Source organism: Pseudomonas sp. S12(2018) (assembly GCF_024355235.1).
Taxonomy (GTDB): domain Bacteria; phylum Pseudomonadota; class Gammaproteobacteria; order Pseudomonadales; family Pseudomonadaceae; genus Aquipseudomonas; species Aquipseudomonas palmensis.
Genome location: NZ_QLAD01000006.1, coordinates 276,745 through 297,330 on the forward strand (window position 1 = coordinate 276,745; position 20,586 = coordinate 297,330).

At 65.1% G+C, this 20,586-nt stretch carries 15 protein-coding genes; 4 read left to right on the plus strand and 11 right to left on the minus strand.

Annotated elements, in window-relative coordinates; all coding sequences use genetic code 11:
* Positions 1-90: 90 nt before the first annotated feature.
* Positions 91-543, minus strand: a complete 453-nt coding sequence (locus DN388_RS16375; RefSeq protein WP_210014543.1) for a PACE efflux transporter — start codon at positions 541-543, stop codon at positions 91-93.
* Between the two features lie 156 nt (positions 544-699).
* Positions 700-1,371: a DUF3313 domain-containing protein gene (locus DN388_RS16380; RefSeq protein ID WP_043861440.1), complete on the minus strand. Its 672-nt coding sequence runs from the start codon at positions 1,369-1,371 to the stop codon at positions 700-702.
* Between the two features lie 81 nt (positions 1,372-1,452).
* On the opposite strand from DN388_RS16380, the gene DN388_RS16385 reads away from it, so the two are divergent.
* Together DN388_RS16385 and DN388_RS16390 are read left to right on the plus strand one after the other, a co-directional pair.
* Positions 1,453-2,100, plus strand: coding sequence for a DUF1345 domain-containing protein (locus DN388_RS16385; RefSeq protein ID WP_054914577.1), 648 nt, complete (start codon positions 1,453-1,455; stop codon positions 2,098-2,100).
* Between the two features lie 278 nt (positions 2,101-2,378).
* Positions 2,379-2,636, plus strand: coding sequence for a DUF1652 domain-containing protein (locus DN388_RS16390; protein ID WP_043861439.1), 258 nt, complete (start codon positions 2,379-2,381; stop codon positions 2,634-2,636).
* 9 nt (positions 2,637-2,645) lie between these two features.
* Here DN388_RS16390 and DN388_RS16395 read toward each other — a convergent pair whose 3' ends face one another.
* From DN388_RS16395 to DN388_RS16435, 9 genes are all read right to left on the minus strand, one after another.
* Positions 2,646-4,724: a bifunctional diguanylate cyclase/phosphodiesterase gene (locus DN388_RS16395; protein ID WP_255001165.1), complete on the minus strand. Its 2,079-nt coding sequence runs from the start codon at positions 4,722-4,724 to the stop codon at positions 2,646-2,648.
* A gap of 229 nt (positions 4,725-4,953) precedes the next feature.
* A complete protein-coding gene (locus tag DN388_RS16400; RefSeq protein ID WP_255001166.1) occupies positions 4,954-6,456 on the minus strand; it encodes an efflux transporter outer membrane subunit in 1,503 nt (500 codons plus the stop codon).
* Positions 6,453-9,560 (minus strand): efflux RND transporter permease subunit, encoded by a 3,108-nt coding sequence (locus tag DN388_RS16405; protein WP_043861436.1) that lies wholly within the window; start codon positions 9,558-9,560, stop codon positions 6,453-6,455. Before DN388_RS16405 ends, DN388_RS16400 begins: the two co-directional genes overlap by 4 nt.
* A complete protein-coding gene (locus tag DN388_RS16410) occupies positions 9,557-12,655 on the minus strand; it encodes an MdtB/MuxB family multidrug efflux RND transporter permease subunit (protein WP_255001167.1) in 3,099 nt (1,032 codons plus the stop codon). Before DN388_RS16410 ends, DN388_RS16405 begins: the two co-directional genes overlap by 4 nt.
* Positions 12,652-13,938 (minus strand): MdtA/MuxA family multidrug efflux RND transporter periplasmic adaptor subunit, encoded by a 1,287-nt coding sequence (locus DN388_RS16415; protein ID WP_255001168.1) that lies wholly within the window; start codon positions 13,936-13,938, stop codon positions 12,652-12,654. Before DN388_RS16415 ends, DN388_RS16410 begins: the two co-directional genes overlap by 4 nt.
* A gap of 256 nt (positions 13,939-14,194) precedes the next feature.
* Positions 14,195-14,695 (minus strand): thiol peroxidase, encoded by a 501-nt coding sequence (tpx, locus tag DN388_RS16420; RefSeq protein WP_043861433.1) that lies wholly within the window; start codon positions 14,693-14,695, stop codon positions 14,195-14,197.
* A gap of 152 nt (positions 14,696-14,847) precedes the next feature.
* On the minus strand, positions 14,848-16,125 hold the full coding sequence (locus DN388_RS16425; RefSeq protein WP_255001169.1) for a serine/threonine transporter: 1,278 nt from the start codon (positions 16,123-16,125) through the stop codon (positions 14,848-14,850).
* A gap of 228 nt (positions 16,126-16,353) precedes the next feature.
* Entirely contained in the window at positions 16,354-17,556 is a 1,203-nt protein-coding gene (locus tag DN388_RS16430) for an amino acid aminotransferase (RefSeq protein WP_043861431.1), read from the minus strand.
* Between the two features lie 137 nt (positions 17,557-17,693).
* On the minus strand, positions 17,694-18,710 hold the full coding sequence (locus tag DN388_RS16435) for an Ldh family oxidoreductase (RefSeq protein WP_043861430.1): 1,017 nt from the start codon (positions 18,708-18,710) through the stop codon (positions 17,694-17,696).
* A 148-nt stretch (positions 18,711-18,858) separates the two neighbouring features.
* Here DN388_RS16435 and DN388_RS16440 point away from each other — a divergent pair, with 148 nt between their 5' ends.
* Positions 18,859-19,728 carry a MurR/RpiR family transcriptional regulator gene (locus tag DN388_RS16440; RefSeq protein ID WP_043861429.1) on the plus strand — a complete coding sequence of 290 codons (870 nt, stop codon included), beginning with the start codon at positions 18,859-18,861 and terminating at the stop codon, positions 19,726-19,728.
* A 29-nt stretch (positions 19,729-19,757) separates the two neighbouring features.
* Complete coding sequence (locus DN388_RS16445; protein ID WP_054914583.1) at positions 19,758-20,516, plus strand: ABC transporter substrate-binding protein; 759 nt, start codon at positions 19,758-19,760, stop codon at positions 20,514-20,516.
* The last annotated feature ends 70 nt before the right edge of the window (positions 20,517-20,586 follow it).

Below are 20,586 nucleotides of genomic sequence, written 5' to 3' on the forward strand. Positions count from 1 at the left end.
ATAATGGCGGTAATAATGCTGTGCGAAGGCAACGCTGCGAATAAGCTCATGGCAGCGAAACTAGCCCAGGGCCTTTTTCAAGTCAATCATTCATTTTGCGCTCGTGCAGGCTTGCACGCCGCGTTCGTGCGCCGATTCGGGCACGCCGAACACCCGGTCGAAGCTCCACTGGAACACGAAGGCGTACACGAAGAAGAACACGAACAGCGCAAGGTTGGTGCCCAGTGCCGCCCACAGGCTGATGTCCAGCCACCAGGCCACCACCGGCAGCAGGATCAGCACCAGCCCGCCCTCGAAGCCGATGGCATGCAGCAGGCGCCGTACGAAGGTGCGGCTGCGTCGGGCCTGACGTGCCTCCCAGAACTCGAACAGGTAGTTGTAGAGCATGTTCCAGCCCAGGGCCATGCCCGACATGATCACCGACAGCACGGTGGAATGGGCCATGCCCTCATCGAAGGCCAACGCCAGGGCCGGTGCGACACAGGCCACCGCGATGACTTCGTACAGAATGGCCTGGGTGATCTTGCGGGTAACGCCTTGCATGACGGGCTCCTTTCAACGGTATGCCGCGCAGGCTAGGCTGATTGAAGCCGGGTTTCAATGCTGAAGCGGTCAACTGTCGTCGGCCGCAGGGGCCGGCAGACCGGCCAACACGCTGCCAGGCCATTGCGAAGCTCCCCGAATGGCCTGGCACAGGGCTCAATGGCCCTTGAGCTTGAGGTAGGACTGGTGCAGGTCGGACGCCCAGCCATCGAGCACTGCCTTCACATCGTCGGCCTTCATCACCTGGCTGTCGTTTTCCAGCGGCTTGCCACTACCCTTGCGCACCACCTGGGCGAGCACCTTGTTGTTGCCGCCATCCAGAAACTGCGCCTCGGTGGCGATATCGGTTTCCTGGTCGCGGATGCCCGAGGCCGTGCTCACCGCTGCCGCCACCAGCGCCACCGGAATCACTTCGTATGCCTTCAGGCCCTCGGTCTTGCTGCTGACGGCCGTGATCGCCGGGCGTACCACGATCACCCCCGGGCCAGGGCCGGTGGCCAGCGGCAACGACTTGCCCAGCTCGCGCTTGAGCGCCTGGTCGTAGTAGTGGGTGATGCCTTGCAGGGTGCTCTGCGGAATCCGCGCGGTAGGTTGCGGCTTGGGATACAGCTGGCTGGGCTCGATGTATACGCTGGTGTAGCGGTCGAGCTTGAGGTTCGGGTCGATCCAGCGCATCACCGTGGCACCGGAGGGCGAGGTGGTCTGCTTGAGACGGCTGTAGTCCTTGAGGAACCCGGAGTACTCGTCGGGCTGCACGGTGCTGCTCGAACAACCGGCCAGGCCCAGCCCGGCCAGGCACAAGGTGCCGATGATCAATGCGTGTTTCATGCGGTCGCTCCAGTGGCGCCTGAAGAAAGGCTTCCTAGGTATAGGCTACAGTTGGCGGTGCATCCATCGACGTGAGGCAACATGGCATTCCACAAACTGGCCCATACCCACCCGCGCCTGAGCGCCGCCGCACTGGTCGGCTGCCTGGGCGGCGTGTTCATCCCGGCAGACAACCTGGTGCAACACATCCTGGCGGGCTGGAACCTCGGGGTCTGGCTGTACCTGCTGCTGGTGTTCTGGCTGACCCTGCGGGCAAAACCGGGCCAGGTGCGCAAGGTGGCCTGCATCGAGGACGAAAATGCCGGGCTGGTGCTGTTTACCGTGAGTATTGCGGCCATCGCCAGCCTTGCCGCAGTCACCCTGCAACTGGCCAGCAGCAAGGGCCTGACCGGCAGCACCCAGGCCCTGCACTACCTGTACACCGGCCTCACCGTGGCCGGCTCGTGGCTGCTGATCGGCACCATCTTCAGCCTGCACTATGCGCGCCTGTTCTACACCAGCACCGCCAAGCAGCCGCTGCTGCGCTTTCCAGACGAGGAGCGCAACCCCGATTACTGGGACTTCCACTACTTCTCGTTCACCCTCAGCGTCGCGGTGCAAACCTCCGATGTGGGCGTCGCCGGGCGTGAACTGCGCCGCGTGGTGCTGGCCCACTCGGTGATCGGTTTCGTGTTCAACACCGCGATTCTGGGTTTCACCATCAACATCGCCGCCGGCCTGCTCAGCTGAGCCCGCCGCTGGTCTGAAATACCCGTGGCCCCACCCTGCCCGCTTCAGCGGCCAGGACAGCCTCACCCGCCGCAATGCGGACCACGCAAACGCTTGCGCAACCCACACATAGCAAAAAGCCATTGTGACGCAGGTCAAACATACTGCAACGGGGCGCAAACAAGCGGCGGACAGCGGCCGCATCGGTGCTATGGTTAGGGTCTTGGCCTTCCCTGGGCAGCGTGTCCCGGGTACAGGCATGCTCAGCGAATCGGGGTCAGCTGTAAAAGGAGGCCGGCATGAACAAGCTCACGTTTCCCAACGCCTGCCAGATGATGCGCTGGCACTTCCATCCGCTGGGCTTTGAAGCCAGCATGGATGCACCGCGCAGCATGGTGGCGCGCGTATTCGACCGCGCCACCGGCGAAACCCTGCTGGCGATTGCCGGCATTCCGTGCGCCACACTGATGGCAGCGTCGGATGTGGAGCGCATCATCGAAGCGGTGGAAGACGAGCTTGAAGCGTTCCAGCCCTCGTGTGCGCTGCGCTCGGCCTGACGCTGGCGCTCAGGCCTGCCCCACCGCCAGTCTCTCGATATCAGCCATGAAACGCTCGGCCGGCAGCGGCTGACCGAGCAGGTACCCTTGCAACGAATCACACCCCAGACGGGTCAGGAAGTCCTGCTGGCGGTCGGTTTCCACCCCTTCGGCAACAATCCTCAACCCCAGTGCCTGCCCCAGCGCCACGATGGCCGACACGATCGCGGCATCGTCGCTGTCCTGCTCCAGGTCGCGCACGAAGCCACGGTCGATCTTCAGCTCGTTGGCCGGCAGGCGCTTCAAGTACATCAGGCTTGAGTAGCCGGTACCGAAATCGTCGATGGACAGGTCCACGCCCATGTCCGACAGGCGCTGCAACACCATCAGGCTCGCATCGGCGTCGTGCATGGCGGTGGTTTCGGTGATCTCCAGGGTCAGGCTGTTGGCCGGCAGGCGATGACGCTGCAAGGCCGACGCCACGCTGTCAACCAGCCCGGCATGGCAGAACTGGATGGCCGACAGGTTCACTGCAACCCGCCAGTTTTCATAGCCCTGGTCCATCCAGCTGCGCATCTGGCGGCAGGCCTCGTCCAGCACCCACTCGCCGATCGGGATGATCAACCCGGTTTTTTCCGCCAGCTGGATGAAGCGATCGGGCAGCAACATGCCGTGCTGCGGGTGCTCCCAGCGCAGCAGGGCCTCGGCACCGATAGGCTGGCGCCCCACCGCATCGAACTTGGGCTGGTAGAACAGGCGCAACTGGCGCTGCTCCAGCGCCATGCGCAGGTCCTGCAGCAACTGCAGCTGCAGGCGCGCGTTGCTGTTCATCGACACATCGAAAAAGCTGTAGGCGTTCTTGCCGGCGCTCTTGGCGTGGTACATGGCCGCGTCGGCATTGCGCAGCAGCTCCATCTGGTCGGCGCCGTTGCCGGGGTACAACACGATGCCGACGCTGGCGGAGATCTGCAGGCTCTGCTCGGCCACCCGGAACGGGCGCGACACCAGGTTGACCTGCTTGGCGGCCACCCCCACCGCGTCTTCAGGCTCGTCCAGCTCCACCAGCAGCACGAATTCGTCACCGCCGATGCGCGCCAGGGTGTCCTGGCTGTGCAGGTGGCCACGCAGGCGCATCGCCACCTCCTTGAGCAACTGGTCGCCGGTGTGATGACCGAACGCGTCGTTGACCGGCTTGAACCCGTCCAGGTCGATGAACATCAGCGCAAAGCAGCCGCCCTGCTCGGCCACCTTGGCGATGGCCTGCTCGATGCGGTCGGTCAGCAGGCTGCGGTTGGGCAGCCCGGTGAGGGTGTCGTGCAGCGCCAGCTGGGTCAGCTCCTGGTTGGCCAGGGTCAGCGATTGCGCCAGCTCCGCAGTGCGCGCCTCCAGGCGTGCATCCAGCACCGAGGTCAGCAGCGCCACCGCCAGCACCGCCAGGGTGGTGATCAGCACCAGGTAGTCCAGGCCACTGCCGCTGAGCCCACCGTCCAGCGCGCCACAGAAGCTGCCGTCGGCAAAATTGGCCGCTGCCATGCCAGTGTAGTGCATGCCGACGATGGCAATGCCCATCACCACGGCGGCGCCGCCGCGAATCTGGCGTACATACGGGGTATTGCGGCGCAGGCGGAAGGCGATCCACAGTGCGGCCACCGACGCGCCTACTGCAATCAACAGCGAGGCGGCGAACAGCAGCGGGTCGTAGTCGATGCCCGGTTGCATCTGCATGGCAGCCATGCCGGTGTAATGCATGCTGCTGATGCCCGCGCCCATGATCAGCGCCCCCAGCGCCAGCACGCGGCCCGGCAGGCTCGGCTGGCTCACCAGCCAGAGTGCGAAGCCCGACGAAAGCACCGAGATCACCAGCGACAGCGCGGTGAGGCTCAGGTCGTAGCCCAGCTCGATGGGCAGGCTGAAGGCAAGCATGCCGATGAAGTGCATCGACCAGATCCCGGTGCCCAGGGCCAGAGCACCGCCGACCATCCACAGGTACGCGGTACGGCCCTTGGCGGTGGCGATGCGCCCGGTCAGGTCCAGCGCCGTGTAGGACGCCAGAATCGCCACGCACAGCGAAATCAGGACCAGCGAGGAGGAATAACTACCGTTGAGCATGAAGGTTCCAAGGCCCGGTTGACGGGCGCTGTCCCGGCCCGGTGAAAAACCGATGATTGTACTCAACCTTTAGCGAAACGCACGGAGTTTCCGAGGGATGGCGGGATGTTTTTGGCGAATGGCCATCAGGCTTTGGAACCGCGTCGCGGCCTTCGCCAGCAAGGCTGGCTCCTACAATCACACCGCGGCCTGTAGGCGCCGGCGTTGCCGGCGAACGCCTCGACGCACACTACCTGTCGATCGCGGTGCGGTCTTCAGCAGCAAGGCTGGCTTCCTCCCAGCCGCCCCCCAACGCCGCAATCAACTGCACGCTGGCCACCAGCCGGCCCTGCAGCAGGTTCAGCACGCTGCGTTCATTGCTCAACGCGGTGGTCTGCACGTTCACCACGTCCAGATACCCGATCAGGCCCGCCTTGTACTGGTTCTCGGTGAGGCGCAGCGACTCGCGCGCCGACGCCAGCGCCTCATCGCGCACCTGCGCCTCATCGGCATACACCTTCAACTGCACCAGGTAGTTTTCCACCTCCTGGAAGCCATCCAGCACGCTCTGACGGTACTGCGCCACAGTCTGGTCGTACACGGCCTTGGTACGGTCGACCTCGGCCGAGCGCTTGCCGGCATCGAACAGGGTCACGGCCAACTGCGGCCCCACCGACCAGAATCGGTTCGGCAAGCTGATCCAGTCGCTGAAGCTGCTACTGCTGTAGCCACCGCTCATGCTCAGGGTCAGGTCCGGGAAGTACGCCGCCCGCGCCACGCCGATATTGGCGTTGGCCGCCATCACCTTGCGCTCGGCCGAGGCAATGTCGGGGCGGCGCTCCAGCAGCTGCGACGGCAGCGCCAGCGGGATCTGCGGCAAGGCCGGTATGGTGGTGCTCGGCGCCAGGGCAAACTCGGCCGGCGCCTTGCCCATCAGCACGGCAATCGCATTCTCGAACTGCGCCCGCTGCCAGATCAGGTCGATCAGGTCGGCCTGGGTGCTCTTGAGCTGGGTCTGTGCCTGGGCCACCGCGTCCTTGCCCGAAACCCCGGCGCGGTACTGGTTCTGGGTCATGGTCAGCGAACGCTGATAGGCCGCCAGCGTGGCCTCGAGCAGGCGCTTCTGCTCATCGATCACACGCAGCTGCAGGTAGTTCTGCACCAGCTCCGACTGCAGGCTCAGGCGTATCGCCGCCAGGTCCGCCAGGCTCGCCTCGGCACTCGCCTCGTTGGCGTTCAGGCCCTCACGCAGCTTGCCCCACAGGTCGGCTTCCCAGCTCACGCCCAGCTGGGCGCTGTACGTGTCGCGGATACCGCTGCTGTTGTTGCTCAGGCTCGAACTGCTGCTGCCGGTGCCCTGGCTGGAGCGGGTCTTGCCGGCGCTCAGGTCGAGGCTGGGAAACAGCGAAGCCCGGGCGCTGCGCACCAGGGTCTGGGCCTGGCGGTATTGCGCCTCGTACTGGGCCACCGTCTGGTTGTTGGCATTGAGCTGCTCGACCAGACCGTTGAGCTGCGCATCGCCGTACAGCTCCCACCAGGCGCCGCGCGCCAGGGCGTCGGACGGGTTGGCCTGGGTCCAGCCCTCGGCGTACTTGAACGCCACCGGCTCCGGCGCCTGTGGCCGGTGGTAGTCGGGGCTCAGGGTACAGGCGCTGAGCATCGCCAGGCACAGGGCCGAGGTCAGCAGGCGCGAACCACGGGCCGCCAGCACGCGCTGCAGGGAAGGTGGACAAACATCGGCAGGTCGGGTCATAGCGGGGTTTCCAAAGCAGCGTCGGTACGCACGCCGCGCCAGTGATTGAAGCGATGGCGCAGGCGGTCCAGATAGAGGTAGACCACCGGGGTGGTGTAAAGCGTGAGGATCTGGCTGAACACCAGCCCGCCAATGATGGTCAGGCCCAGCGGCTGGCGCATCTCGGCGCCCTCGGCGGTGCTCAGCAGCAACGGCAAGGCGCCCAGGATCGCCGCCAGGGTGGTCATCAGGATCGGCCGCAGACGCAGCAGGCAGGCCCGACGAATCGACTCCTGCGGGCTGAGCCCTTCATGGCGCTCCAGCTGCAGGGCCAGGTCGATCATCAGAATCGCGTTCTTCTTCACCACCCCGATCAGCAGGAACAGCCCCAGCAGCGAGATCAGGCTGAACTCGCTGCCGACCACGTACAGCGTCAGCAGCGCCCCTACCCCGGCCGACGGCAGGGTCGAGAGGATGGTCAGCGGGTGAATGTAGCTTTCATACAGAATCCCCAGCACCAGGTACACCGCCAGCAAGGCGCCGAGGATCATCCAGGGCTGGCCCTCCTGGCTCTTGGTGAAGGCATCGCCGGTACCGCCAAGCTTGGCGATCACGTCCTCGGGCAGGCCGACCTTGGCCACCGCACGCTCCACCGCGGCCAGCGCCACGTCCTGGCTGACGCCTTCTGCGAGGTCGAACGAGATGTCCTCGGAGGCGAACTGCCCCTCGTGGCTGACACGGTCCTCGGCCAGGCTGTTCTCGTAATGGGCAAAGGTCGACAGCGGCACGCGCGCGCCGTCGGCGGTGATCACCTGGACCTGCTCCAGGGTGCGCGGGTCCTGCGCATACTTGGGGTTGACCTCCATCACCACCTGGTACTGGTTGAGGCTGTCGTAGATGGTCGAGATCTGGCGCTGGCTGTAGGCGTTGTTGAGCACGGCGGTGACCATGTTCATGTCGATGCCCAGGCGCTTGGCCTGCTCGCGATCGACCACCAGGGTCACCTGCTGGGTGCCGCTGCCTTCGCGGGCGTCGATGGCCGTCAGCTCCGGCAGCGCCTTGAACGCCGCCACCACCTTCGGGTACCACTCGCGCAACGCCGTCAGCTCGCCACTTTGCAGGGTGTAGAGAAACTGCGAGCTGCTCTGCTCGCGGCCACCGCCAAACTGCAGGTCCTGGTCGGCCATCAGGAACAGCCGCCCGCCGGGTACCTTGGGCATCTCCTTGCGCAGGCGCTCGATGATCTTCTGCGCCGACTCCTTGCGCTCCTTGATCGGCTTGAGGCGCACCAGCACCATGGCGTTGTTGATGCCGCTGTTGCCGCCGATGAAACCGGCCACGCTCTGCACGGCCGGGTCCTTGAGCAAGGCGCGCCGGTAGATTTCCATCTTCGGCTGCATCACCGCGAACGACAGCCCGTCGTCACCCCGCACAAAGCCCATCAGCTGGCCGGTGTCCTGCTGCGGCATCAGGGTCTTGGGCACCACCACGTACAGCGCCACGTTGACCACGATGGTCACCAGCAGGCTCAGCAGCGTCAGGCGGCGATGGCGCAGCGCCCAGCCCAGGCTGCGGTCGTAGCCGGCCATCATGCGCTGGTTGAGACGCTCGCTCCAGCGCTGCAGGCGGGTCTGCTCGCCGGGGGCGTGAGGTTTGAGCCAGCGCGCGCAGAGCATCGGCGTGAGCGTCAGCGACACCACCAGCGACACCAGGATGGCCGCCGCCAGGGTGATGGAGAACTCGCGGAACAACGACTCGACGATGCCGCCCATGAACAGGATCGAGACGAACACCGCCACCAGCGAGGCGTTCATCGCCAGCAGCGTGAAGCCCACCTCCTTGGCGCCGAGGAAGGCCGCGGCCAGCGGCGCGACGCCTTCGTCGATATGCCGCGAGATGTTCTCCAGCACCACGATGGCGTCGTCCACCACCAGGCCGGTGGCGAGAATCAGCGCCATCAGCGACAGGTTGTTGAGCGAGAACCCGCACAGGTACATCACCGCGAAGGTGCCCACCAGCGACACCGGCACCGCCAGGGTCGGGATCAGCGAGGCGCGCAGGTTGCCCAGGAACAGGAACACCACCAGGATCACCAGCGCCACGGCGATCAGCAGCGTGTGTTCGGCCTCCTTGAGGGTGGCCTTGATCACCGGCGAGCGGTCCATGGCCACGTTCAGTTGCACGCTGGCCGGCATCAGGTCCTGCAACGCCGGCAACTGCTCCTTGATGCTCTCGATGGTCTTGATGATGTTGGCGCCGGTCTGGCGGTTGATCACCAGCAGCACCGCGTCCTTGTCATTGAAGAAGCCGCTGTTGTAGCGGTTCTCCACGCCATCGGTGACCTTGGCCACGTGGCTCAGGCGCAGCACCGAGCCGTCCTGGTAGCGAATCACCAGCGGGCCGTAGTCCTTGGCTTTCTCCAGTTGATCGTTGGCCTGTACCTGCCAGCTGCGCTGGGTGTCCTCGATGAAGCCCTTGGGCCGGCGCACGTTGGCGTTGGCGATGGTCTGGCGCACATCGTCCAGGCTCACGCCGTACTGGTTGAGCAGTTGCGGCTCAAGCTCGATACGCACCGCCGGCAGCGAACTGCCGCCGATCTGCACCTCGCCCACACCCGGCACCTGGGACAGGCTCTGGGACAGGATGGTGGAGGCCAGGTCGTAGAGCTGGCCCTTCTGCAGTACATCGGAGGTCAGCGACAGCACCATGATCGGTGCCTGGGCCGGGTTGAACTTGTTGTAGGTGGGCATGCTCTTCATGCCGCTGGGCAGCAGGTTGCGCGTGGCATTGATGGCCGCCTGCACCTCGCGTGCGGCGCCATCGATGTCGCGCCCCATGTCGAAGCCCAGGATCACCCGCGTGGAGCCCTGGCTGGAGCGGCTGGTCAGGGTGTTGACCCCGGCGATGCTGCCCAGCGAGCGTTCCAGCGGGGTTGCCACGGTGGAGGCCATCACCTCGGGGCTGGCCCCGGGCAGGCTGGCCGACACCACGATCACCGGGAAGTCCATCTGCGGCAGCGGCGCCACCGGCAGCAGGCCGAAGCTGACCCCGCCCAGCAGCATGATGGCCAGGCTCAGCAGCATGGTCGCCACCGGGCGACGGATAAACGGGCCGGAGAGGTTCATGCGTCGGCCTGTTGCGGGTCAGGCTGACGGCGCCAGCGACGCGCCAGGCGGTCGAAGTACAGGTAGATCACCGGCGTGGTGAACAGCGTCAGCACCTGGCTCACCAGCAGCCCGCCCACCATCACCAGGCCCAGCGGCTGGCGCAGCTCGGCGCCCGAGCCGGTGGCGAGCATCAGCGGGATGGCCCCGAACAGCGCCGCCAGGGTGGTCATCAGGATCGGCCGGAAGCGCAGCAGCGCCGCCTGGTAGATCGCCGTCTGCGGGTCCATGCCCTGGTTGCGTTCGGCCTCCAGGGCAAAGTCGATCATCATGATCGCGTTCTTCTTGACGATACCGATCAGCAGGATGATGCCGATGATCGCGATCATGCCCAGGTCGTTGCCACTGATCATCAAGGCCAGCAGCGCGCCCACTGCAGCCGAGGGCAGGGTCGAAAGGATGGTCACCGGGTGGATGTAGCTCTCGTAGAGCACGCCGAGCACGATGTACATGGTCACCACCGCCGCCAGAATCAGCAGCAGGGTGCTCGACAGCGACGCCTGGAAGGCTTCGGCCGCGCCCTGGAAGCGGGTCTGCACGCCCAGCGGCATGCCGATCTGCTGCTGCACCTGTTCGATGACCTTGACGCCCTCGCCCAGCGACACGCCTTCGGCCAGGTTGAACGACATCATCACCGCCGGGAACTGGCCGATGTGGGCAATGGCCAGTTGCGCCTGGCGCTGCTCCACATGGGCCAGGCTCGACAGGCGCACCTGCGCGCCATCGGTGGTCTTGACGTAGATCTGGTCGAGCACCTTGGGCCCAAGGTCGGCCGCCGCAGCGGCCTGCAGCACCACGCGGTACTGGCTGGCCTGGGTATAGATGGTGGAGATCTGGCGCTGGCCGAAGGCGTCGTACAGCGCGTTGGTGATTTCCGACACGTTGATGCCCAGACGGCTGGCGGCGTCGCGGTCGATCACCAGGAACACCTGCAGGCCCTTGTCCTGCAGGTCGCTGGCCACATCGGTCAGCTCGGGGCGATCATGCAACGCATCCACCAGCTTGCCGCTCCACTGCGCGAGCAGGTCGGCATCCGGCGACGACAGGCTGAACTGGTACTGGGTGCGGCTGACGCGGTCTTCGATGCTCAGGTCCTGCACCGGCTGCATGAACAGGCGAATGCCCACCAGCTTGTCCAGTTGCGGTTGCAAACGGGTGATGACCTGCGAGGCAGTGATGTCGCGCTCGCCGTGGGGCTTGAGGTTGATCAGCAACCGGCCGCTGTTGAGCGTGGCGTTGTCGCCGTCGACGCCGATGTACGACGACAGGCTCTGCACGGCCGGGTCCTGCAGGATCACCGCGCTCAGTTCCTGCTGGCGCTGGCTCATGGCGGCGAACGAGATCGACTGCGGGGCTTCGGAAATACCCTGGATCACCCCGGTGTCCTGTACCGGGAAAAAGCCCTTGGGCACCGCCAGGTACAGCAGCACGGTCAGGCCCAGGGTCGCCACCGCCACCAGCAGGGTCAGCGGCTGGTGGCGCAGCACCCACTGCAGGCCGCGACCATAGTGGGCGATCATCCAGTCGATCCAGGCACCGCTGGCGCGGTAGAAGCGCCCCTGTTCCTCTTCCCTGGGCTCGCGCTTGAGCAGGCGCGCGCACATCATCGGCGTGAGGGTCAGCGACACCACCAGCGAGATCAGGATCGCCACCGCCAGGGTGATGGCGAACTCGCGGAACAACCGCCCCACCACGTCGGCCATGAACAGCAGCGGGATCAGTACCGCGATCAGCGAGAAGGTCAGCGAGATCAGGGTGAAGCCGATCTGCCGGGCGCCCTTGAGCGCGGCCTGCATCGGCGTCTCGCCCTCCTCGATATGCCGCGAGATGTTCTCCAGCATCACGATGGCATCGTCCACCACGAAGCCGGTGGCGATGGTCAGGGCCATCAGCGTGAGGTTGTTGATCGAGAACCCGGCCAGGTACATCACGCCGAAGGTGCCGATCAGCGACAGTGGCACGGCGATCGACGGGATGAGGGTGGCGCTGGCCCGGCGCAGGAACAGGAAGGTCACCAGCACCACCAGCACGATGGCGATCAGCAGCTCGTGCTGCACATCCTTGACCGAAGCACGGATGGTCTGGGTGCGGTCGGTGAGCACCACCACGTCCAGCCCCGCCGGCAGGTTGTCGGTGATCGACGGCAGCAGCGCCTTGATCCGGTCGACCACCTCGATGACGTTGGCCCCAGGCTGGCGCTGGATGTTCAGCAGCACTGCCTGGCTCTGGTTGGCCCAGGCCGCCAGGCGCTCGTTCTCGGCGCCGTCGACGATCTCGGCAACGTCCTTCAGGCGCAGCGGCGCACCGTTCTTGTAGGCCAGGATCAGGTTGGCGTATTCCTCGGGGGAGCGCAGCTGGTCGTTGGCGTCGAGCATCGAGACCCGCGTGGGGCCGTCGAAGTTGCCCTTGGGCTGGTTGACGTTGGAGGCGCCGATCAGGGTGCGCACGTCGGCCAGGTTCAGCCCGGCCGAGGCCAGCGCGTCAGGGTTGACCTTGATGCGTACCGCCTGGCGCTGGCCACCGGCGATGCTGACCATGCCCACACCGCTGATCTGTGCGATCTTCTGCGCCATGCGTGTGTCGACCAGGTCGTTGAGCTTGGGCAGCAGCATGGTCTTGCTGGTGATGGCCAGGGTCAGTACCGGGGTATCGGCCGGGTTGACCTTGTTGTACACCGGCGGCGCCGGCAGGTCGCTGGGCAACAGGTTGCTGGCCGCGTTGATCGCCGCCTGCACCTGCTGCTCGGCGACGTCCATGTTCATTTCGAGGCTGAAGCGCAGGGTCAGTACCGAGGCACCGCCCGAACTGGTCGAGGCCATCTGGGTAAGCCCGGGCATCTGCCCGAACTGGCGCTCCAGCGGCGCGGTGACGGCGCTGGTCATCACCTGCGGGCTGGCACCGGGGTACAGAGTGATGACCCGGATGGTCGGGTAATCGACCTGGGGCAAGGCCGCCACGGGCAGCAACGTGTAGGCGATCAGGCCGGCCAGCACGATGGCAAGCATGCTCAGCGTGGTGGCGACCGGGCGCAGGATGAACAGCCGCGAAAGGTTCATGCGCCAGCCTTGCCCTGCTCGCCCGGCGTGGCCGAGAGGTCTTTCTTGTCCTGGCCCTGCAGGTGCTGGCCTGGGGTGGCGGGCACGTCGCTGCTGTCGTTGACCACCTCCACCTCGCTGCCGTCACGCAGGCGGTCGGTACCTTCGAGCACCACGCGCTCGCCCTTGGCCAGGCCTTCCTTGACCACCGTGAGGTCGCCGTCGCTGGCGCCGAGCTTGAGGCTGCGGATGGTCACCTTGTTGTCGCCGTCCATCACGTAGGCGAAGGTGCCGTTGGTGCCGAACTGCATCGCGGCCGATGGCGCCAGCACCACGTCCTTCAAGGTGTCGGCCAGCAGGCGCACGTTGACGAACTGGTTGGGGAACAGCATTTCATCCTGGTTTTCGAACCCGGCCTTGAACTTCAGGGTGCCGGTGGTGGTGTCGATCTGGTTGTCCAGGCTGCTCAGCACGCCCACCGAGAGCTGCTGGGTGTCGCCGCGGTCCCACGCCTGCACCGGCAGCTGGGCCCCGCTGCGGTAGCGCGACAGCACGGTGCTCAGCTCGGTTTCCGGCAGGGTGAAGACCACGGTGATCGGCTGGGTCTGGGTGATCACCACCAGTGCCGTGGTGTCGTTGGCCGCCACCAGGTTGCCGACGTCCAGCTGGCGCAGGCCCAGGCGCCCGCTGATGGGGGCACGAATCCTGGTGAAGTCGAGGTTGAGCCTGGCATCGCCCACCGCCGCCTGGTTGGTCTTGATGGTGCCCTGGTACTGGGCTACCAGCGCGGCCTGGGTATCGAGGGTCTGCTTGGCGATGCTGTCTTCGGCGAACAGGCCCTTGTAGCGCTCAAGGTCGATCTGGGCGTTTTTCAGCTGCGCCTGGTTCTGTGCCAGGGTGCCTTCGGCCTGCTGCAGGGCGATCTGGTAGCTGCGCGGGTCGATCTCTGCCAGCAGGTCGCCGGCCTTGACCCGCTGGCCTTCCTTGAAGTTGATCTTGACCAGCTCGCCGCCCACGCGGCTGCGCACGTTGACCGTGTTGGTCGCGGTCACGGTGCCCAGCGCCTTGTAGTACAGCGGGAAGTCGCCCACGGTGGCCGGTGCCACACGCACCGGTACCGGCCCGCCGAACGCGCCGAAACCTGGCCGCCCGCCCCCCGGCTTGCCTGCGCCCGGGGCCTTGGTCGCCGGCGATGAAGACCAGAATACCCAGCACAGGCCGGCAATCAGCAGCAGGACCAGCAGGCTCAGCAGCCAGCGACGGGAGTGACGAGGACGGGCGGTTTGCATCGGTTGATCGGCCATTGTGCGGAAAGACTTCTCTTGAGGAGGCTGAACGATAAGCAGTAGAGCGGTTTTAGCAAAGCGCCTTTACCGGCTATTTACCTAGAGCTGACGTTGGCAAAGTGCTGAACTATAAATAAAAACGGCCTGGGCTAAGGCCAGGCCGTTACAACTTTTTTCAAATAACCTTTCTATTTCAGCACCGCCCCCCTGTGGGAGCTGGCTTGCCAGCGAAGGCATCCATGCGGTGCATGAAAACTCGCGGTGCCTGAATGCGTTACTTCAGTACCGCCAGCGCCGCGTCGTAGTTCGGCTCTTCGGCGATTTCCTTGACCAGTTCGGCGTGCAGCACCTTGTCGTTTTCGTCCAGTACCACGACTGCACGGGCAGTCAGGCCCTTGAGCGGGCCGTCGGCGATGGCCACGCCGTAGTTCTGGATGAATTCGGCACCACGCAGGGTGGACAGGTTCTTGACGTTTTCCAGGCCTTCGGCGCCGCAGAAGCGTGCCTGGGCGAACGGCAGGTCGGCCGAGATGCACAGTACCACGGTGTTGGCCAGTTCGTTGGCCTTGGCGTTGAACTGGCGCACCGAGGTGGCGCAGGTCGGGGTGTCGACGCTCGGGAAGATGTTCAGCACTTTACGCTTGCCGGCGAAGGAAGCCAGGGTCACGTCGGACAGGTCGCCCGCCACCAGGGAAAACGCAGGTGCCTGGGCACCGACTTTCGGCAGTTCGCCGTTGACCTGAACCGGGTTGCCTTTGAGAGTCACTTGAGCCATGAAAGAAGTCCTTATGCGGGGGTGAGTAAAGGACCAGAGTTAAGCATGAAAGTGCCCCGACACCTATGGGGCAGCGATAAATTGTTGAATATCCAGAGAGTTTTTGTGGACAAAGAGCGAGCAAGGGTGTGCACCCCTGCCCGCCCCCGGCCTCAGCCGACCAGCGAGTAGACGATGGCGCTGATGGCCACCAGGCCCACCACGACCACGAACACGTTGGACAGCGCGCCACTGTACTTGCGCATCGCCGGCACGCGACGGATGGCGTACATCGGCATCAGGAACAGGATCGCCGCGATCACCGGGCCGCCGAACGACTCGATCATGCTCAGGATGCTGGGGTTGAGCGTGGCCACCACCCAGCAGATCACCAGCATGAAGGCTGCGGTGAACCGGTCCAGGGCCTTGGCACCCGGCCGCTTGCCCGTCTTGAGCACCAGGCCCTTGAGGCCTTCGCTGGCACCGATGTAGTGGCCCAGGAACGACTTGGCGATGGCGATGAAGGCAATCAGCGGTGCAGCGAACTCGATGGTCGGGTTGCTGAAGTGGTTGGCCAGGTACGACAGGATCGACAGGTTCTGCGCCTTGGCCTCGGCCAGTTGCGCCGGGTTCAGGGTGAGCACGCAGCTGAACACGAAGAACATCACCATCGCCACCATCAACAGGTGCGCGCGCCGCAGGATCTGCCCGCTGCGCTCGTCGGCGTGCTCGCCGTAGCGGCGTTTCTGGTCCACGGCAAAGGCCGAAATGATCGGCGAGTGGTTGAACGAGAACACCATCACCGGAATCGCCAGCCACAGGGTGTGCACGAATGCCGACCCCGATGGCAGCTCGGTGGCGGTCGTGAGGATGCCGCCGTTCCAGTGCGGTATCAGGAACACCGCCAGCAATGCCAGGGCCACGATGAAGGGGTACACCAGCAGGCTCATGACCTTGACGGTGGCCTGCTCGCCGCAGCGCACGATGACCAGCAGGCCCAGGATCAGCACTAACGACAGCAGCACCCGCGGCGGCGGCGCCATGTGCAGTTGATGCTCCATGAAGCTGCTGACCGTGTTGGTCAGGGCCACGCTGTAGATCAGCAGGATGGGGAAGATGGCCAGGAAGTACAGCAAGGTGATGCAGGCGCCGGCGCTGAGGCCGAAATGCTCCTCCACCACTTCGGTGATGTCGGCACCGTCACGCCCCGAGAGCACGAAGCGGGTCAGGCCACGGTGTGCGTAGTAGGTCATCGGGAAGGCCAGCAGCGCGAGGATCAGCAGCGGCCAGAAGCCGCCAAGGCCGGCGTTGATCGGCAGGAACAGCGTGCCGGCACCGATGGCGGTACCGAACAGGCCCAGCATCCAGGTGGTGTCCTGCCGGGCCCAGCTACCTAGGGCGGCGGGGGTCGATTCGAAGCGTTGATCAACGCTCGGGGCCTGCTCATTCATCCGGGTGCAACTCCGCTCGCAAGACTGCAACATCGCTGGGAGTGGCCAAACAGACGCATCGGCGCACCCCAGCTGTAAAAGAGGGGCGCGATTGTGCGCGCTTTGGTTGCACTTGCAAAGCCCTTGCCGAGGAGTGGTTGCACCTGCCGGCAACGCATCGCCGGTCAAGCCCGCCCCCACAAGGCCATCACTGTACGTGTGGGAGCGGGCTTGAGCCGCAACTGGCCGTTATGCGGTCTTGTGCACCGCCGCGAACGCCTCGGCCACCTGCTGCAGGTTGTCCGGGCGCACGCCCGACATGCACACCCGGCCGCTGTCGATCAGGTACACGCCGAACTCGTCACGCAGCCGGCGTACCTGCTCCACGCTGAAGCCGGTGTAGCTGAACATGCCGCGCTGGCTCAGGAAGAAGTCGAAGTTCTGACCCGGCAGCAGCACCGCCAGTGCATCCACCAGCGCCTGGCGCATGTCCAGGATACGCAGGCGCATCCCCTCCACTTCAGCCTGCCACTGGGCATTCAGGCCGGCATCGCCAAGCACCGTCGCAACCAGTTGCGCACCGAAGTTGGGCGGGCTGGAGTAGTTGCGGCGCACGGTCGCCTTGAGCTGGCCCAGCACGCTCTGCGCGGTGGCGCTGTCGTCACAGACCACCGACAGGCCGCCAACCCGCTCGCCATACAGCGAGAAGATCTTGGAGAACGAGTTGCTGACCAGGCACGGCACGCCGGCGCGGGCAAACTCGCGAATGGCGTAGGCGTCGGCGTCCAGGCCTTCACCGAAGCCCTGGTAGGCGATATCGAGGAACGGAATCAGCTCGCGCGCCTTGACCACCTCGATCACCTGCTGCCATTGCGCCTGGTTCAGGTCGACCCCGGTCGGGTTGTGGCAGCACGGGTGCAGCAGCACGATGCTGTTGGCCGGCAGGGTCTGCAGGGTGGCGAGCATGCCGTCGAAGTCCAGGCCACGGGTGGCCGGGTCGAAGTACGGGTAGGTGTTGACCTTGAACCCGGCGCCTTCGAAGATCGCGCGGTGGTTGTCCCAGGTCGGGTCGCTGACCCATACCTGCGAGTCGGCGAAATAGCGCTTGAGGAAGTCGGCACCGACCTTCAGCGCACCCGAGCCGCCCACGGTCTGCACGGTGGCCACACGTGCGCCACCCACGGCCGGGTGATCGGCGCCGAACAGCAGCGCCTGGATCGCCTGGCGGTAGCTGCCCAGGCCTTCCATCGGCAGGTACAGCGAGGCTTCGTGGGGCTGGTCGGCCAGGCGTTTTTCCGCCTCGCCCACTGCCGCCAGCTGTGGCACCACACCGGCGGCGTCGTAATACAGGCCGATGCTCAGGTTGACCTTGTTGGCACGCGGATCGGCCTTGAAGGTCTCCATCAGGGAGAGAATCGGATCGCCGGCATAGGCATCGACATGTTTGAACACAGCGTGCAGCTCCTTGGGTCTGGGCAAATCGTGAAAGACGCTGCCGAGGATACCTGTAGCCGCCGATTTGTGACATGACCCTGGATGCAACTGATCAGTGCAGCTGCGCATGCATCCGCCGGCGAAAAGGCCGCGGGTCACCCCTTGGCCAACACCTGCAACTGCTCGAACTCCTGCGCCGTCACGCTCACCCCGTCCCGCGCCGACGCCTCGCGCTCACGCAAGCGCCGCTCGCCGGGCATGCGGGTCAGGCCTACCGCCTGCATCTGTTCCACCAGTTCACGGCTGCGCTCGGCAAAACGGCTGCCTTCGGCCTTGGTCGGGTCGATCACGATCACCAGTTGCCCGGTCCACGGTGTCTTGGCGCCCGGGTGCTGCGACCAGTCGAACTCGAACGAGAAGTTGCCGCCGGTCAGCGCCGCGGCCAGCAACTCGACCATCATCGACAGCGCCGAGCCCTTGTGCCCGCCAAAGGGCAGCAAGGCACCCCCGTCGAGAATCGCCTGCGGGTCGCAGGTCGGCTGCCCGTCGCGGTCCACGCCCATGCCTTCGGGCAACTGCTCGCCCTTGCGCGCGGCAATCTGCACGTCACCATGGGCGATGGCGCTGGTGGCCATGTCGAACACGATCGGCGCATGCCCGGCACAGGGTGCGGCGAACGCGATGGGGTTGGTACCGAACAGTGGCTTGCGCGCGCCGTGCGGCACCACGCAGGTCATGCTGTTGACCACGCTCAGGGCCACCAGGCCTTCTTCGGCAAAGGGCTCGACATCCGGCCACAGGGCCGCGAAGTGATGCGAGTTGTGTATCGCCAGCACCGCAATGCCGGCACTGCGGGCCTTTTCCACCAGCAGCGCCCGCGCCGCCTCGAGCGCCGGCTGGGCAAAACCGCCCCCGGCATCGACCCGTACGTAGCCGCTGGCCACGTCCTGCACCTGGGGCACCGCCGTGCCGTTGACCCAGCCACTGGCCAGGGTCGACACATAGGCGGGAATCCGGAATACCCCGTGGCTATGGGCGCCGTCGCGCTGGGCGCTGGCGCAGTTGGCGGCCAGCGTGCGGGCAACCGATTCGCTGGTGCCGTGGCGCACGAAAATCTGCTGCAACAGGCGCTCGAGATCGGCCTGGGGCAAGTGGTGAACAGCTGCGGACATCTGAAGCTCCCTTGTTGGAATTGGTATGGGCGACAGCAGTGAGCGATAGCGGACTTTCCTCCGATTGACAGCAAACTGTCAAATGTTGACTTGATGACAGAAAACATTCATTTTCTATTCCCAGCGCAACCGCCGTCGAGAATCGTCCGTGAGCCAACCGATCAAGCAACGCCTGGAAAACAGCCTGCAACATGCGGCGGCCTCGGGTCGCAAGATCGCCACGTACATGCTCGCCCATTTCACCGACCTGCCCTTCGAGACCTCGGCCAGCCTGGCGGCAAAAATCGGCGTCAGCGAATCGAGTGTCGGGCGTTTCTGCCGCTCGCTCGGCTACGAACACCTCAAGGCCCTCAAGCACGATCTCAAGGACGACCTGGGCGATGGCCCATGGCTGGTCGGTGATCGGTTGCAAGAATTTCGCCAACAACAGGGCAAGGACGACATCGACCGCGCGCGCAGCCTCGAGCTGGAGGTCGCCGCCCTGGTGCGGGTCTACGAGTACAGCCGCACCGAGGCCTGGCACACCGTGGCCCGGCGCCTGGCCGAACGGCGCCGGGTATTCATTGCCGGGTTCCAGACCGAGCGCGGTATCGCCCAGTGCATGAGCCACCTGCTGCAATACCTGCGCGATGGCGTGCAGGTGGTGGACGGCAGCGCCGGGCACTTCGGCGAAGTGCTGCTCAGCGCCTCGCACGACTGCGCGCTGGTGGTGTTCGAGGCGCGCCGCTACTCGCGCCACGCCCTGGTGCTGTGTCGCAAGGCACGCGAAGCGGGCATCCCGGTAACACTGGTTACCGACACCTTCTGTGACTGGGCCGATGCCAACGCCGACGAGGTGTTTCGCATCCCCACCGAATTCAATCTGTTCTGGGAGTCCACCGCGACGATGCTGTCGTGGGTACACCTGATGGTCAACGAGGTCTGCAAGAAGCTCGGGCCGGATGTTGAAAAACGCTTGGAAGCAACTGCCGCTCTACACAACGAATTCGTTGGCTACACGTCAACGAGCAAACAATAGCAAGAGTGCAATCAACCACGAGGTGTTTCATGAAACCCGTCCTCCGCTTTGCAGGCGCATGCGCGCTGCTGTTCGCCGGCATCACCTCGGCCCAGGCCGAAACCCTGAAGATCGCCACCGAAGGCGCCTACCCGCCGTTCAACTACGTCGACTCCAAGAACCAGCTGCACGGCTTTGACGTGGACATCGCCAAGGCCCTGTGCGAACAGATGAAGGTCGAGTGCACCGTGGTGGCCCAGGACTGGGAAGGCATCATCCCGGCGCTGATGGCCAAGAAGTACGACGCCGTGGTGGCCTCGATGATCAACACCGAAGAGCGCCGCAAGAAAATCGCCTTCACCAACCACTACTACAAGACGCCGCTGTCGGTCGCAGTGCCCAAGGACAGCGAGATCACCGACGCGCAGACCGACTTCAAGGGCTACACGGTGGGCGCGCAGTCCTCCTCCACCCAGGCGATCTACGCCGAAGACGTGTATGGCAAGGCCGGTGCCGACGTCAAGCTGTACCCGACCCTGGACGAAGCCAACGCGGACCTCGCCGCCGGGCGCCTGGACGGGGTGATTGCCGACAAGTTCCCGCTGCTCGAATGGCTGGGCAAGGCAGGCAAGGACTGCTGCAAGATCCTGGGTGACGTCAAGGGCACCACCGCCGATGCCTCTATCGCCGTGCGCAAGGAAGACGAGGCGCTGCGCGAGCGCCTGAACAAGGCCCTGGACGAGATCGTCGCCAACGGGACTTACCAGAAGATCTCCAGCAAATACTTCGACTTCGATATCTACCAGTAAGACCGCATTCGCTGGCAAGCCAGCTCCCACAGGGTTTTGCGTCAACCGCGACCCTGTGGGAGCCGGCTTG

What these genes read in the sequence shown, in the direction of transcription:
- DN388_RS16375 (WP_210014543.1), bottom strand. Translation starts at nt 543, where the DNA reads ATGCAAGGCGTTACCCGCAAGATCACCCAGGCCATTCTGTACGAAGTC.
- DN388_RS16380 (WP_043861440.1), bottom strand. Translation starts at nt 1,371, where the DNA reads ATGAAACACGCATTGATCATCGGCACCTTGTGCCTGGCCGGGCTGGGC.
- DN388_RS16385 (WP_054914577.1), top strand. Translation starts at nt 1,453, where the DNA reads ATGGCATTCCACAAACTGGCCCATACCCACCCGCGCCTGAGCGCCGCC.
- DN388_RS16390 (WP_043861439.1), top strand. Translation starts at nt 2,379, where the DNA reads ATGAACAAGCTCACGTTTCCCAACGCCTGCCAGATGATGCGCTGGCAC.
- DN388_RS16395 (WP_255001165.1), bottom strand. Translation starts at nt 4,724, where the DNA reads ATGCTCAACGGTAGTTATTCCTCCTCGCTGGTCCTGATTTCGCTGTGC.
- DN388_RS16400 (WP_255001166.1), bottom strand. Translation starts at nt 6,456, where the DNA reads ATGACCCGACCTGCCGATGTTTGTCCACCTTCCCTGCAGCGCGTGCTG.
- DN388_RS16405 (WP_043861436.1), bottom strand. Translation starts at nt 9,560, where the DNA reads ATGAACCTCTCCGGCCCGTTTATCCGTCGCCCGGTGGCGACCATGCTG.
- DN388_RS16410 (WP_255001167.1), bottom strand. Translation starts at nt 12,655, where the DNA reads ATGAACCTTTCGCGGCTGTTCATCCTGCGCCCGGTCGCCACCACGCTG.
- DN388_RS16415 (WP_255001168.1), bottom strand. Translation starts at nt 13,938, where the DNA reads ATGGCCGATCAACCGATGCAAACCGCCCGTCCTCGTCACTCCCGTCGC.
- tpx (WP_043861433.1), bottom strand. Translation starts at nt 14,695, where the DNA reads ATGGCTCAAGTGACTCTCAAAGGCAACCCGGTTCAGGTCAACGGCGAA.
- DN388_RS16425 (WP_255001169.1), bottom strand. Translation starts at nt 16,125, where the DNA reads ATGAATGAGCAGGCCCCGAGCGTTGATCAACGCTTCGAATCGACCCCC.
- DN388_RS16435 (WP_043861430.1), bottom strand. Translation starts at nt 18,710, where the DNA reads ATGTCCGCAGCTGTTCACCACTTGCCCCAGGCCGATCTCGAGCGCCTG.
- DN388_RS16445 (WP_054914583.1), top strand. Translation starts at nt 19,758, where the DNA reads ATGAAACCCGTCCTCCGCTTTGCAGGCGCATGCGCGCTGCTGTTCGCC.